Source organism: Hymenobacter polaris (genome assembly GCF_012927305.1).
GTDB classification, from domain to species: domain Bacteria; phylum Bacteroidota; class Bacteroidia; order Cytophagales; family Hymenobacteraceae; genus Hymenobacter; species Hymenobacter polaris.
Window position 1 is genome coordinate 55,776 of sequence record NZ_JABBGH010000006.1, and the last position, 13,556, is coordinate 69,331.

The following is a 13,556-nucleotide window of genomic DNA, read 5'->3' on the forward strand; positions in this document are numbered from 1 at the left end:
GGTTGAAGGGAGAAGGCGTAGCGCGGCGCGGGCCGGGCTACTGGCTGCCCAGGAGGTATTCCAGCTCGATAACGGTCTGGTTGTGTTGCAGCAGCGCGTCGAGGTAGTCGAGGCGCAGGCGGCGGGCGCGCTCCAGGTTGAGCAGGTATTCGGAATAGCCGGTTTCGCCGGCCTTGTAGGCCAGGGTGGACAGGCGGGTGATGACCGTGGCCTGCGGCAGGGCCGTGCTTTCGAAGTAGGCCAGGCGCTGCTGCTGCTCGGTGCGCCGCAGCAGCAGCTCATCGAGCTGGCCGGCCAGCTCGGCCCGGTAGCGGTCGAAGCCGGCCTGCGCCACCTGTTCCTGCAGGCGGGCGGCCTGCACCCGCGCTTTTTGGGGCCGCCGCCACAAGGGCACGGCCACCCCGGCCTGCACCCCCTGGAAGCGGGAGCCCCCGCCGAAGTAACGCTCGGTACCGGCCGCGTCGAGGCGCTGGTAGCCGATGATGCTCTGGTTGAAGTAGCCCACGGTGAACTCGGGCAGCCCGGCCGCCTGCGCCACGCGGGTTTCGGCCCGTCGCTCGGCTACCTGCTGGGCCAGCACCCGCGCCTGCGGGTTGGTGCGCTGGAGCAGCGTGTCGGCCCGGCCCGGGGCCGTGGTATCGACCAGCTGGGCGGCCCCCAGCAGCGCGAGCGGTTGGAGCACGCTGTCGGCCAGGGCCACTGCCGTGCGCACTTGCAGCAGCGCCTGTAGCTGGCGCTGCGCCACCCGGAAGTCGGTGCGGGCTGCCCGCAGCTGGGTGCGGACTTCGCCCTGCTGCACCAGCGCCGTGGCGGGTTCGAGCCGCGCCGCCTCGCCGGTCTTGAAGCGCAGATTGGCCGAGCGCAGAAACTCCGAGTAGAGGCTGTCCTGCCCCCGCAATACCCGCAGGCGGTGCCGGGCGTGCACGGCCTGCTCGTAGCTCAGGCGCACCTGCCGGCGCAGTTTGGCCTGCACCTGCGCCAGCTGCGCCTGCTGGCCGGCAATGCGGGCGTCGGCCAGCGCAGCGGCGCTGCGGTACACGCCGGGCAGGGCCAGCGACTGGGTGAGGGTGAACTGGTTGTCGCGGTTCTGGGAGTTGTACTGCCCGTAACTGCCGGTAAGCGTGGTGCGGCCGAAGTCGTAGGCCGTGCGGCGGATGGCCTGCTGGGCTTCCAGCGCCCGGGTGCCGGCCAGCACCGTGCCGTTGGTTTGCAGGGCTTGGCTCACGGCCTGCGCGGCAGTCAGCGGCCCCTGCGCCCGACCCGGCAGCGGCAGGCCGAGCAGCAGCAAAAGCAGCCCCGGGGCCACGGGCAAGCTTTTCGCGGGGGCAATTGAAGTAGCCTCTGGCTGCGGCTCCGCATTCGGGCCGCCGGCCTTCACGCGCTCGGAAAGGGCGTAGAGCACGGGCAGCACCAGCAGCGTGAGCAGCGTAGCCGACACCAGCCCGCCGATGACCACGGTGGCCAGCGGGCGCTGCACTTCGGCCCCGGCCGACTGGGCCAGGGCCATGGGCAGGAAGCCGAGCGAGGCCACGGTGGCCGTCATCAGCACCGGCCGCAGGCGCACTTCGGTGCCGCGCATAATGCGCTCCATCAGGTCGGTCACTCCTTCGGCCTTGAGCTGGTTGAAATAGCCGATGAGCACAATGCCGTTGAGCACGGCCACCCCGAACAGGGCAATGAAGCCCACCCCGGCCGAAATACTAAAGGGCATGTCCCGCAGCCACAGCGCCGCGATGCCGCCGATGGCCGAGAGCGGGATGGCCGTAAAAATCATCACCGACTGCTTGAAGGAGCGGAAGGTGAAGAACAGCAGCACGAAGATGAGCACCAGCGCCACCGGCACGGCCACGCTCAGGCGGTCGGTGGCCTGGCGCAGGTTCTCGAATTGGCCGCCGTAGGTGGTGTAGTAGCCCGGGGCAAATTTGAGCTGGCGGTCAATCTTGCCCTGCAGCTCTTCGACCACCGTTTCCACGTCGCGGCCCCGCACGTTGAAGGCCACGCTGATGCGGCGCTTGGCGTCGTCGCGCTGAATCTGGTTGGGGCCTTCGCGCAGCTCCACGCTGGCCACCTGCTCCAGGGGCACCTGCCGGCCGTTGGGAGCGGCAATGAACAGGCGGCGCACGCTGTTGATGTCCTTGCGCAAATCCTGGCGCAGGCGCAACACGAGGTCGAAGCGCCGCTCCTGCTCGAACACCTGGCCGGCGGTTTCGCCGGCGAAGGCCGTTTGCACGGTGCGGTTCACGTCGGCCACGTTCAGGCCGAACTGGGCGAGGCGGTTGCGGTCGAGCTGCACCACGATTTGGGGCAGGCCGGTGACCTGCTCCACGTACACGTCTTCGGCTCCCTTCACTTGGCGCACGAGCCGGCCGGCCTGCTGGGCGTAGTCGGCCAGCTGCTGCAGGTCCTCCCCGTAAATTTTGAGCACCACGTCCTGCTTGGCCCCCGAAATCAGCTCGTTGAAGCGCATCTGGATGGGCTGCTGAAACCCAAACGTGACGCCGGGCATGACGCTTAGGGCGTCGGCCATCTTATCGGCCAGCGCTTCGCGGTTGTGGGCGGAAGTCCATTCCTTCTGGTCCTTGAGAATAATCATCACGTCGGCGGCCTCCACCGGCATGGGGTCGGTGGGAATCTCACCGGCCCCGATTTTGGCGACTACTTCCTTGACTTCGGGAAACTGCTTTTTGAGAATCCCACCAGCCTTTTGGGCCTGCTCGATGGTGTAGCTCAGCGAGGAGCCGGTGAGCGTGCGCATCTCCACCGCGAAATCGCCCTCGGTCAGCGTCGGAATGAACTCGCCCCCCAGGATGCGAAACAGGAAAAAGCTTCCCACCAGCAGGCCCACGGCCGTGAGCAGCACCGCAGCCTGGTGCCGCAAGGCCCCTTTAAGCAGCGGGTGGTAGAGGCGGGTGTAGAAGGCCATCATCCGGTCGGAAATGGTCTGCTTGGTTGTAGTCGACCGGCTCAGGGCCAGCGCCGACATCATCGGCACGTAGGTCAGGGACAGGATAAATGCCCCGAGAATGGCGAAGGCCACGGTTTCGGCCATGGGCCGGAACATCTTGCCCTCGATGCCGGCCAGGGCCAGCAGCGGCAGGTACACGATGAGGATGATGATTTCGCCGAACGCGGCCGAGGAGCGGATTTTGCTGGCCGCGTGGTAGGTTTCCTCGTTCATCTGCTCGGTGCTCAGGCGGTTGCCCGGTACCACCAGCTGCCCGCCGTGCAGGCGGTGAATGATGGCCTCGACGATGATGACGGCCCCGTCCACAATCAGCCCGAAGTCGATGGCCCCGAGGCTCATCAGGTTGCCCGACACGCCAAACAGGCGCATCATGCTCACGGCAAACAGCATGGCCAGCGGAATGACGGAGGCCACCACCAACCCGGCGCGCCAGTTGCCCAGAAACAGCACCAGCACAAACACCACAATCAGCGCGCCTTCCAGCAGGTTCTTGCTCACCGTGTGAATGGCCCGGTCCACCAGGTTGGAGCGGTCGAGGAACGGCTCCACACTCACGCCTTCGGGCAGGGTTTTGCGAATGGTGGCCATGCGCTTCTGCACGTCCTGGATGACTTCGGCGGCGTTGGCCCCCTTGAGCATGAGCACCAGGCCGCCGGTCACTTCGCCCTGGTCGTTGAGGGTCATGGCCCCGTAGCGCACGGCCGCGCCGTAGCGCACGTCGGCCACGTCGCGCACGAGCACGGGCAGGCCGGTGCGGGTGCTGCGGATGACGATGTTGCCGATGTCGGCGGGCGAGGTGGCCAGGCCCTCGGTGCGGATGAAGGCGGCAGTGGGGTTCTGGTCGAGGTAGGCCCCGCCCGCGTTCTGGTTGTTGGCCGCCACGGCCTGGTATACCTCGTTCACGGTCACGCCCAGCGAGCGCAGCCGCTCCGGGTCGAGGGCCACCTCGTACTGCTTGAGCAGCCCGCCGAACGAACTCACGTCGGCCACGCCGGGGGTGCCCAGCAGCTGCCGGCGCACTATCCAGTCCTGAATGGTGCGCAGCTCGGTGGCATTGTATTTCTTCTCAAAGCCCGGCTTGGCGCGCACTAGGTACTGGTACACCTCGCCCAGGCCGGTGCTGAGCGGGGCCAGCTCGGGGCGGCCCGTGCCGGCCGGAATCTGGCTTTCGGCCTCCTGCAGTCGCTGCGATACTTGCGTGCGGGCCCAGTAAATGTCGGTCTGGTCCTCGAACACCACGGTGACCACCGAGAGGCCGAAGCGCGAAAACGAGCGCACTTCCACCTGCCCCGGGATGGTGGCCATGGCCTGCTCCACGGGAAAAGACACCAGGCGCTCAATCTCCTGGGCGGCCAGCGAGGGAGCCACCGTGTAAACGACAACCTGGTTACTGGTAATGTCGGGCAGCGCGTCAATCGGCAGCCGGCTCAGCGAGTAGCCGCCCCACGCCACCAGGGCCAGGGTTAGCAGCCCGATGATGAGCTTGTTGTGGATAGAAAAATGAATCAGCCGGTCGAACATCCGCTGGTTGGGGGTTAGGTCTAACGCTTCCGTGAAACCCTGCGGCCCGGCGGCTCCGGCACAAGCGGCGGGAGCACAAGGGGGCATAACCGATTCAGCGCCAAACGCTAAATCGCCCGTCACGCAACGCGACGGGCCACCCAAAGGGGGTGGTCAGCAGGAAAATAGGGGAAGGGTTAGGCCTGGGGCGGCTGCCACACGGACCCAAGCGCCCGCGTTGGGGCGGCCACAACCAGCCGGCCGTGCCGGAGACTGGTACCCCACTCAGTGGGCGGAGTATAGGCCGCCTGATTGCCCAGCGGCACGGGCATCACAGCCCCGCCGCAGCAGTGGCACTGGCACAGCGGCGAGCACCAGTCGCCAAACGCGCCGGCCCCGCAGTCGGAATGCGAAGCGGCCACTGTTGTTTGCTGCTGGTCCTTGCACACGGGTACTTCGTCCGTGCAGGAAAGGCACGAGAGGCAGGCGAAGTAGAAGGCAAAAAACAGGGCGAGCAGGCGCATGTGCTGGCAAAGATAGCGAATCCGGGTAAACGAGCCGGGATTTTGGGCCGGGTCACTTACCGCGCAACGCCTCAAAAGGGGCGTACTCGGCTAGGTACGGGGAACCGACGCGGACAGCTGATACGTCAGGGATTTGCCATGCTGGCCCCGCATAAAGTCCATGAATACCGCCAGGTCCTCCGCTACCCGGCTCTGCTCCAGGGCCTCGAAATACGCCTGGCGGTCCTCCCGGAACACAATGGTCAGCGGTTGGCCGTAGTAGCGCTGTACGTAGTTCATCAGCAGCCGGGAGGTGCGCCCGTTGCCGTCGTTGAAGGGGTGAATGCTCACCAGCCGCTGGTGGGCCTCGAAGGCCAGCTCCAGCTGCTCGCGCAGGGTGGCCACCGCCGGCATCCGCTCGCGCAGCTCCCCTACCAGGGCCGCGACCAGAGCCGGCACCTTCTGCGCGTTGGGAAACGAGCTGGCCCCAACAATGAACACGTTGTTGCGGCGCAGGTCGCCCTGCGTGGGGTCCACGGTGCCCAGGGCCGTATTGGTAAGCCGGCCGGTGCTGCGCATCACGGCCCCCGCCAGCTCCCGCAGAAAGGCCGGGCCGGGCAGCTGCCGCGCGTCGGCCCGCTCCAGGGCCAGGTCGAGGGCGCGGGCGTGGTCGCCCAGCATGTCGTAGCCTTCCAGCGGCTTGCCCGGCCCCAGCACGGGCGCTTCGCCCAATAGAAAATCCATGGCTTCGAGCACCGTCACGCGGGAGCCCTCAATCATGGTGGAGTGGGCCGATACCATCACCTGACTAAGCTGCTGGCTGGTTTGCTGGCGCACCGGGGGCAGCTGCTGCACCAGCTCGGTGAGGCGCTCAATCTCGGTCCACGTCATGCGGCCTGCCGCAGGGTGGCCGCCCGGAGCGCCGCCACGTCCACCGAGGCCAGCGGCAGGGGCGAGGCCAGGCCCGCGCCGTGAATGAGGTCGCTGGCCCAGGCCGCCAGGTCATAAGCGTAAATCATGCGCTGCCCCGCCTCGTCCTGGTACTCGGTTTTGCCGCGCATGAAGGCTTCCAGGCTCGGCCGTAGCGCCGCCGGCACCTCCGCCAGCGCCTGGTCGGGGTGGGTGGGGCTGAGCAGCGAGTTCAGGTAGTCCCGCAGGGCCTGATAAGCAGCTTGGCTGGCGGAGGTCATGGATTGCGGAATGGTGAGCAGGCGGCCGAATGCGTTACCAAAAGTAGCGAATTCGAGGTTAATGCTCCTGCTGAGTGATGGCCGGACGACAGTATTCGAAGGGCGGTGGGGCGAACCCTTGCGGGCCGGGCTGTGCGGGGCTCCGGCGGTGCCTACGGTCCTGCGGACTAAACCCCTTCCATCCCTTTCGCGGACCAGAGGAAAGCAGCACCGCGAAGAAATAGTCACGCCAGCAGGCAATGGGCGGGCCAGACGGGAACGATGGTAATGAGGAACAAAAGGGGAAAAATCAGAATTCGTGCCAAATGGCGTGATTTATTACGCAATTATTGGAACTTTAATTTACACATTATTGAAACATTAATGCGAGTTTTTGCGTTTAAATAGTATAAGCAGCAAGCATAAAACCAACCTGTTAAGCCATGAAAAAGCCCGCTCCTTTTGCTCCCCGCCCCGACGTGTACGAAATCATCACCAACCGCATTATTCTGGCGTTGGAGAACGGCGTGACCCCGTGGAAGCAGCCGTGGAACGCCGCCCACGGCGCGCCTCGCAACTACCGCAGCAAGCACGTGTATCAGGGCGTGAATGCCCTGCTGTTGGGGATGCTGGAGTATGAGCACCCGTATTTCCTGACCTACAACCAGGCCAAGGAGCTGGGCGGGCAGGTGCGCCGGGGCGAGAAGGGCATGCCGGTGGTGTTCTTCACCGTGACCAAGAAGGAGGATGGCAAGGGCGAGGAGAAGAAGAAGGCTTTTCTCAAATACTCCACGGTGTTCAACGTGGCCCAGATTGACGGCGTGGCGTGGAGTTTCCCCGAACTGCCCAGCCGCGAGCACACGCCCGAGCAGGCCGCCGAGCAGGTGCTGGCCGGCTACGTGGGTGGCCCCCGCGTGCTGCACAAGGGCAGCGAAGCCCTGTACCGCACCAGCATCGACACCGTGACCATGCCCGAGGCCAGCAACTTCCACACGGCCGAGGACTATTACCACACCCTGTTTCATGAGTTGACCCACTCCACCGGCCACGCCAAGCGACTGGACCGGGCCACGCTCACCGAGTTAGCCGCCTTTGGCAGCGAAACCTACGCCAAGGAAGAACTGGTAGCCGAATTAGGGGCCTCGTTCCTGAGCCACGCGGCCGGGCTGGACTTAGCCCGCACCGAGCCCAGCAGCGCCAGCTATATCGCCAACTGGCTGCAGGCCCTGCGCAACGACAAGCAGCTGATTATTTCCGCCGCCAGTCAGGGCCAGAAGGCCGCCAACCACATTCTGGGCATCGTGCCCAGCTACGAAGTGGAGGAAGCTCCCGGCACCGAAGTCACGCCGCAGTAAGGTTAGCGGCCGCCCGATGGAGTTGTTTCGTCGGGCGGCCACCGGGGCGGGCAACAAAATGAGATTGCAATTGCAAAAACACAATTGTTAAAGCCTTACAAAAGGGAAGGATTTGTTAACCACAACACCCTTAGTAGCTGCTTAAATAGTCAATAATTATCACTTTAATTTAAATAAAATTGAAACATTAATGTCGGATTTTGCGTTTAATAAGTATCAGCAACGAACGATAAAACAGCTCTTTATCCATGGTTGACGAAGCTTTTGATTTAGCCCACGGCGAGGTATGGGCCGACCGGTTTGACCCCGCCGACGAAGCGCCCGGCGCACCCCCGGCAGTATCCGCTGCTGAGCTAGCGGCATGGGAAGCTGCCCCGTGGTTTTAGCCCCTTTTTCACCTCAAGCCCTTTTTCAGTATGAACGCTCCCACCACTTTCCGACCCGCCCGCCGCATTCCCGCCGCTCGTTTAGCCCGTCTTCGCGCTGCTAACGCGGCCCAGCGTCAGGCCCGCGAGGATGCCTGGCAAGCCCGCGAGGATGCCGCCGCGCAGCTGACCAATCCGGTGCCCGAGTTTGAAGCCGCGCCCCGCTTAACGATGCTTCCCGGTGGGCTGCATTGGTCAGCCCAGCAGCCCGTGCCAGAGGTAGGAACTACGGTAACGGTGAACCGCGACGGCCACCCGGAGCGGGCCAAGGTAAAGGGCTACACCCATGCCGCCGGCTTTTTGGGACTGGTTACCGAAACCACCCACCATGCCAAGGCTAACAGCCGCCGCAAGCGCAGCAGCCCCCGCGCGGGTGTGGTATTCGGCAGCCAGCTGGCGCTTGCCGCCTAGCCGCCGGCTCATCTTCTCCCTACTCCTTTTCCCCTTCAATTATGATTACCCCAGCCCCTGCCCCCCAGCAGCCCCGAATCAGCCCCCTCGATTGGGCTGGCGACCCGCAGCAGTGCCCGCAGTGGGTAGGTTTCCCCTCCCGCGCCGGCTTACCAGCCGGCCTGCAATGGTCGGGCAGGGGCGAGGTGCCCGCCATCGGTGCCCGGATTCATATCTACATGAACGGCATCGGCCCGGCCGGCGTGAAAGCGTACTTCCACGCCGAGGGGTATGTAGGGGTACTCTGCCAGCCGGCTAAGATGCCCGAGCATCTGGCGAAGCACGGTGTAACGCTGGGGCATTTTTTTGGCCGGGAGTTGGAGCCCTACACGCCCGGCCCCGCCGCGCCGGCCCAGGTGCCCGAAGCAGTAGAAATCAGCTCGCAGGAGTACCGGGTGATTCCGGCCCCGCTGTACTACCGCAACCTGCACACCGGCCGCATTACGGTGGTATACGACGGACTGGCCGACTACTACGGTTTCTTTGACGTGGAAGCTTTCGCTGGCACGGACCGCCACGATGCGGCTCAGCTGGCCGACCCAGCTAATTGGCGGGAGATTCCTGAGCACCACTATCTGCAGGTGCACGAGGCCAGCCACGAGCGCAAGGCCCCGCAGCTGTTTGCCCTTCGCGCCGGCACGGCCGACCAGGTGGACTACCTGACTGAGCAGTTTCCCGGCCCGTTCCGCATCCCCGCCGCCGTGCCCTACACCTTCGACCAGTACGACACGCTGAGCGCCCTGGCCGAGGCCATGAAGCAGCAGGGCCCGCAGTACCGGGGCCGCATCGTGGAGAAAAACGAGTGGCGGACGTGGGTAGCGTTTGAGGAAGAGATGGGTGGCAGCGGGGAGTGCCCGTGGGAGCGGCTACAACTCGATTTGGGCCAGCTGCCGCTTGACAGCTACGCCTACCTCTCGGGCCGGCGGGCTACGGTTGAGGAAGGCGAGGGCAACGGCCGGGTTACGCTTTGGCAGCAGCCCAGCGGGCAATACTATGTGGAAACCGAGCCCCACTTTCACTACGGCCCGAATTACCCCACCCTGACCCCGCTCACGCTGGCCCAGGTGCAGGAGCGGTATGCGTTCGACTTCACCCCCAACGGCCAGGAGCCCGCGCCGGCCGAGCACGCCGACTGGATTCCGGACTACCCGCCCCAGGAGGACGACGAGTTGGCCGACAATCAGGACAGCACCGAGTACCCGGAAGACCCCAGCGACGAGCAGCGCGACTAGCCTCACTTTTTACAATTGCAAAATCTCATGCTACCGAACCTCCCCGCCATCGAAACCCACGCCGGCCGTATTGCCATTGGGGCCACCGTCCGCAGTACCCGCTACCGCGACGTGCAGGGCCTGGTGACCGCCATTTATTGGAACGGTTATCACTACGCCATCAAGGTAAACGACCGCCACAGCGACGACGCGGACCAGTACGAGCTACTTTCTGAAAACACCCACCAGGGCTTTAACTACGTCAATCCTCACAGCCAGCAGGTGCTAAGTGGCAGGTTTGAGATACTGCTACCAGGGGAGGGGGACCGGATATATTTTGCCGACACCGCCGAGCAGGCCATTGCCCTGCTCGCGGCTACCATCGGCCTGCGCGACCAGGCGCAGGAAATCGAGTATCTGAAGCAGCGGGCCGCGGCCGGCCCATTGGACGAACTACGTTGGCGCGGGCAGGCCGTGGGCAGCATCGTTGGCCATCTCGCTTACGTGAGCACCGGCACCGGCAAGCAGCACCCGGCCCCCAGGTTTCTAGTGGGCCAGCAGGTGCATTTTTTCAGCCCTCACACGACCCACACGATTAGCGGGCTGGCTTTATACAAAGACCGCCTGAACTACGGCCAGACGCAGTGGCACTATTTCTACGAAGGCGCAAAGGGTACTCATTACCCCATGAGCGAAGCCAACACCACGGCCGCGCCGGCAGAGTTGGCCGCGTAGCTTATCGTTTCACAATTGCAAAATCAGAAGCGCTTCTTTCCCCTTTGTTATGGCTTACCCCACCCCCCAGGAAATCACGGCTAAGGCCGCTGCCCAAGGTTTTCGCGTTGGCGCTTACGTTCACATGAGCACCCGCAACGCCGATACGGCCGCGCCCATCCGCGAGTTTTCCAGCATTAACGGCCAGGTGCAGGCCGTTTGGATGAATGGCGCTTGCCGCAATCTGCTGGGCGAGTTGCGCCTGAGTACCCAGCACCGCTTGCCGTACCAGTTTCCGGATGGGTATGAGTTCTTTACCAGCCCGCACCTCGTGGCCGAGGCCTGCCGCCAAGCTGGGAGCAATGAGGCTACCGTGAGCTTTACCGCCGCTAGGGTGCAGGGCTTCGGGAGCGATGGTACTGATACATGGGTTACTTCTGACCCCAACCCCCAGCGCGCCGACGCGGTATTCGTTAGCCTTCGGCAGCAGCCGGCCGAAGCCCCAGTGCCTGAACTAAGCCCAAATATGGAAATCATTGTGGCAGGGCAGGTAATGACCGCCGCCGATGTGGCTCACTGGATGAACGCCGACCCCAGGCAGGGCGCGAAGCTGTTCAAGGAGATGCAAAAACTATACGGTTCCAAGCCCACCATGCTGGACTTGGCCATGTTCAGCGGCGCTACCATGCTGGCCCCCGTCGCGGCTAGTGTGATAGCGGCCAGACGCAAAGCGCATGGCGAGTAATCCCCTGGCTGAGCACCAAACTAAGCGCCCCAGTCAGCTGACCGGGGCGCTTTTATTTTTCGAACTGGAGGCCGCGAACAAGAGGAAAAGCCATGGTGAAAGGAAGTGAATTATTAGCTTACCGAGCAGGTTAATTTACCTAATGCCACGCTTTTAACTGTTCATCCTTGCACATGCTATCCTCAACTGCCTCCTTGCCTGACCTAATGCTGCAGGCCATTGCTGAAGGTATTTACCCAGCTAAACTCTGGAAATACCGCCCCAACAATAATTTTACTGATGATATTTTTCAGAGTCAGGCCCTGTATTTCCCGTACCCGCCCCAACTCAATGACCCGTTTGATTGCCAGATTCAGCCAATCAGTTGCACCCCGGCGGAAGTGACAGCTTTTGTGCATCAGAATAATGCGGGCAGGTCCAGCGCGGACCTCAGAGCCATGGTGGCGGAGGCCACAAAGAACCCGGCTGGGTTTCGTCGTTCCATAAATGAGAGTATGCGTAAGTACATCAATAAGTTAGGCGTGTGCTCATTCACCACCAACTTTGATAACCTTCTTATGTGGGCACATTACACCGAGTCGCACAAGGGCTTATGCTTGGGCTTCGATGTAGCGCAGGACCCGGAGCTATTTATTACCCCGCTCAAAGTTCGGTACGCGCCTACTTATCCAGTTTATAATCATCTGACTGAAAGCGCCCAGATAGCTGATAAGGTGCTGGCGGTAAAATCTGACCACTGGATTTATGAAGAAGAGGTGCGGGTGGTAAAAAGCCCCATGCCTGCTAACCAAAAAGTGTCCTTTAATCCCTTGGCTCTTCGTGAGGTGCTATTTGGTTACAATATGCCCGTTAATGAGCGGCGACGAATCAAGCATTTGGCCAAGAAGAACGGTTTTGGACACACGATTTTCAAGCAGGCTGTAATTAGCCCTAATAGCTATTCGCTTACTTTCGTTACCTGCTAAGAAGAGCAGGAGGGAACCACGCAACCACAGCCACCGAACAGGTTTTCGGTGGCTATTACATTTCTCTGCACTATGTCAACTGTTGAGTGCGACCGGGCTTTTCTAGCTGACGGCGGGGAAATTTCAATTGAGGATGCCACTAGTGGGGCCAACGGTTACTTCTGTTTGGGGTGTGGGCAAGAACTCATGGCGCGCAAGGGAAAAGTAAATGACCCCCACTTTGCCCACCTTCCTGCCGGTGGCACTGGTTCGCGCCCATGCGACTATTCTAGCGAAACCTACCGGCATGACTTGGCCAAAAAGCTGCTGCGACAGTTGAAAAAAGTGCGGGTGCCTGCTGTTTACGCAGCCTGCCCACCTAATTTCCATGGGCGGCTTCCACGCTTGGCCGAAGCACAAGATGTAGAAGCGGCTATCGTACTCGATGAGCGCAACGTGTATCTTGACGAACAAGGCGAAATACGTTTTGCCCGCCGCCACCGTACCGAACCATTTGACGACCACCGTGGCCAGCGCGTGTTGCTAGGGCGACCAGATGTCATTTTTCTGGATGCGCAACGGCGCCCTATTCTGTTGATAGAAATTTATGCTACCCACAAAGTCAGTGAAGAAAAAATTAGCCGTTTGTACACGCTTGGCGTGGATGCGATAGAGATATTCGTTCCTGCGCATTTCGACCCGGTTGCCATCAAAAAGCTGTTTTCAGTCACTTCCCACACGCATTGGTTGTACAATGGCCAACAAGCCGATTATCGATTCCTGGCCTCTGATTCCCACGTATTGGCAAACGGAGGTGCCCCGGCTGCTGAACTCGAAGGGCGACTTTCTGGGCGACGGGAAACGCTCAAGTGCCGCCGTAGTCGGGTTGGCCACGCTTTACGAGGAGTTAGAAACTGCCTGGGACGCCCTGACATTGAGGCCATCCAAGGCGAGGTTAGAACTGCTCAGGCAACGGGCGAGGCGTTTACAGAAAGACTTGAATCGGAGCGAGACAAACGTGATGAGCGACTTGGAGCAGCAGTACGAGCGCGAGTTGCAGAGCGCCGAAAAGCGAACGCAAACCAAACGCGAGAACTTGCAGAGCAGGAAACAACTCTTAGCGAAGCAGAAAGAGAGTTGGCCCGCAGAATTAGCGCAGATGAGGAACAACTTAGCCAACTCGCTTTGGACCTTACGAGCCGAATCAAACGTGCGGAAGACACAGCTGAAAGCGAGTATATCGGACAAGTGGATGCAATTCAACTCGAACGCGAGCGGCGCCGAAACGAGCTTAGCAGAATTGGCCGAGAAGCAGCAGCAGTTGTTAGCGCAACAGCACGATTTAGCCCAGCTAGAACAGAACTTGAACGACAGGAAGGTATCCTTGCCCGAGCAGCAGCTACAAATCGACGCGGACTTGAACGCGCAGCAGCAGACCTCCGAAAAATCGAGCAGGCTACGGAAAGAATTGACGAGCAAACAGCAGAACTACGCCGAATTGAAAGCAAAATTGCTTAGTCTAGGGCTCATCAAAGCTGAAGATTTCCCGGACCTCTAAAAACAACAATCCCACTA

At 61.9% G+C, this 13,556-nt stretch carries 12 protein-coding genes; 8 read left to right on the forward strand and 4 right to left on the reverse strand.

The genetic code is table 11. From position 1 onward, the window contains the following. Positions 1 to 37: 37 nt before the first annotated feature. From HHL22_RS23365 to HHL22_RS23380, 4 genes are all read right to left on the reverse strand, one after another. Positions 38 to 4,486: a CusA/CzcA family heavy metal efflux RND transporter gene (locus HHL22_RS23365; RefSeq protein WP_169533857.1), complete on the reverse strand. Its 4,449-nt coding sequence runs from the start codon at positions 4,484 to 4,486 to the stop codon at positions 38 to 40. A gap of 176 nt (positions 4,487 to 4,662) precedes the next feature. Next, a complete protein-coding gene (locus tag HHL22_RS23370) occupies positions 4,663 to 4,989 on the reverse strand; it encodes a DUF6660 family protein (RefSeq protein WP_169533858.1) in 327 nt (108 codons plus the stop codon). Positions 4,990 to 5,079: 90 nt separating this feature from the next. Beyond that, positions 5,080 to 5,859: a Fic family protein gene (locus tag HHL22_RS23375; RefSeq protein WP_169533859.1), complete on the reverse strand. Its 780-nt coding sequence runs from the start codon at positions 5,857 to 5,859 to the stop codon at positions 5,080 to 5,082. Then, complete coding sequence (locus HHL22_RS23380; RefSeq protein WP_169533860.1) at positions 5,856 to 6,158, reverse strand: hypothetical protein; 303 nt, start codon at positions 6,156 to 6,158, stop codon at positions 5,856 to 5,858. The genes HHL22_RS23375 and HHL22_RS23380 overlap by 4 nt, the downstream gene beginning before the upstream one ends. 422 nt (positions 6,159 to 6,580) lie before the next feature. Here HHL22_RS23380 and HHL22_RS23385 point away from each other — a divergent pair, with 422 nt between their 5' ends. The 8 genes from HHL22_RS23385 (at position 6,581) to HHL22_RS23420 (ending at position 13,499) form a co-directional block, all read left to right on the forward strand. Further along, on the forward strand, positions 6,581 to 7,492 hold the full coding sequence (locus tag HHL22_RS23385; RefSeq protein ID WP_169533861.1) for an ArdC family protein: 912 nt from the start codon (positions 6,581 to 6,583) through the stop codon (positions 7,490 to 7,492). Between the two features lie 248 nt (positions 7,493 to 7,740). Next, the gene (locus HHL22_RS23390; protein ID WP_169533862.1) at positions 7,741 to 7,878 is read left to right on the forward strand and encodes a hypothetical protein; all 138 of its coding nucleotides are present in this window, start codon (positions 7,741 to 7,743) and stop codon (positions 7,876 to 7,878) included. 30 nt (positions 7,879 to 7,908) lie between these two features. After that, positions 7,909 to 8,328, forward strand: coding sequence for a hypothetical protein (locus HHL22_RS23395; RefSeq protein WP_169533863.1), 420 nt, complete (start codon positions 7,909 to 7,911; stop codon positions 8,326 to 8,328). Positions 8,329 to 8,369: 41 nt separating this feature from the next. Next, positions 8,370 to 9,599, forward strand: coding sequence for a hypothetical protein (locus tag HHL22_RS23400; protein WP_169533864.1), 1,230 nt, complete (start codon positions 8,370 to 8,372; stop codon positions 9,597 to 9,599). Positions 9,600 to 9,626: 27 nt separating this feature from the next. Further along, positions 9,627 to 10,313 carry a hypothetical protein gene (locus HHL22_RS23405; RefSeq protein WP_169533865.1) on the forward strand — a complete coding sequence of 229 codons (687 nt, stop codon included), beginning with the start codon at positions 9,627 to 9,629 and terminating at the stop codon, positions 10,311 to 10,313. Between the two features lie 49 nt (positions 10,314 to 10,362). After that, complete coding sequence (locus tag HHL22_RS23410; protein WP_169533866.1) at positions 10,363 to 11,037, forward strand: hypothetical protein; 675 nt, start codon at positions 10,363 to 10,365, stop codon at positions 11,035 to 11,037. A gap of 206 nt (positions 11,038 to 11,243) precedes the next feature. Continuing rightward, entirely contained in the window at positions 11,244 to 12,002 is a 759-nt protein-coding gene (locus tag HHL22_RS23415) for a DUF2971 domain-containing protein (RefSeq protein WP_169533867.1), read from the forward strand. Between the two features lie 72 nt (positions 12,003 to 12,074). After that, a complete protein-coding gene (locus tag HHL22_RS23420; protein WP_169533868.1) occupies positions 12,075 to 13,499 on the forward strand; it encodes a competence protein CoiA family protein in 1,425 nt (474 codons plus the stop codon). Positions 13,500 to 13,556 lie beyond the last annotated feature (57 nt).

Excerpts from the sequence above, each read along its gene's own strand:
- HHL22_RS23415 (WP_169533867.1), top strand. The coding sequence starts at position 11,244 with ATGCTGCAGGCCATTGCTGAAGGTATTTACCCAGCTAAACTCTGGAAA.
- HHL22_RS23385 (WP_169533861.1), top strand. The coding sequence starts at position 6,581 with ATGAAAAAGCCCGCTCCTTTTGCTCCCCGCCCCGACGTGTACGAAATC.
- HHL22_RS23390 (WP_169533862.1), top strand. The coding sequence starts at position 7,741 with ATGGTTGACGAAGCTTTTGATTTAGCCCACGGCGAGGTATGGGCCGAC.
- HHL22_RS23380 (WP_169533860.1), bottom strand. The coding sequence starts at position 6,158 with ATGACCTCCGCCAGCCAAGCTGCTTATCAGGCCCTGCGGGACTACCTG.
- HHL22_RS23375 (WP_169533859.1), bottom strand. The coding sequence starts at position 5,859 with ATGACGTGGACCGAGATTGAGCGCCTCACCGAGCTGGTGCAGCAGCTG.
- HHL22_RS23365 (WP_169533857.1), bottom strand. The coding sequence starts at position 4,486 with ATGTTCGACCGGCTGATTCATTTTTCTATCCACAACAAGCTCATCATC.
- HHL22_RS23420 (WP_169533868.1), top strand. The coding sequence starts at position 12,075 with ATGTCAACTGTTGAGTGCGACCGGGCTTTTCTAGCTGACGGCGGGGAA.
- HHL22_RS23400 (WP_169533864.1), top strand. The coding sequence starts at position 8,370 with ATGATTACCCCAGCCCCTGCCCCCCAGCAGCCCCGAATCAGCCCCCTC.
- HHL22_RS23370 (WP_169533858.1), bottom strand. The coding sequence starts at position 4,989 with ATGCGCCTGCTCGCCCTGTTTTTTGCCTTCTACTTCGCCTGCCTCTCG.
- HHL22_RS23410 (WP_169533866.1), top strand. The coding sequence starts at position 10,363 with ATGGCTTACCCCACCCCCCAGGAAATCACGGCTAAGGCCGCTGCCCAA.
- HHL22_RS23405 (WP_169533865.1), top strand. The coding sequence starts at position 9,627 with ATGCTACCGAACCTCCCCGCCATCGAAACCCACGCCGGCCGTATTGCC.
- HHL22_RS23395 (WP_169533863.1), top strand. The coding sequence starts at position 7,909 with ATGAACGCTCCCACCACTTTCCGACCCGCCCGCCGCATTCCCGCCGCT.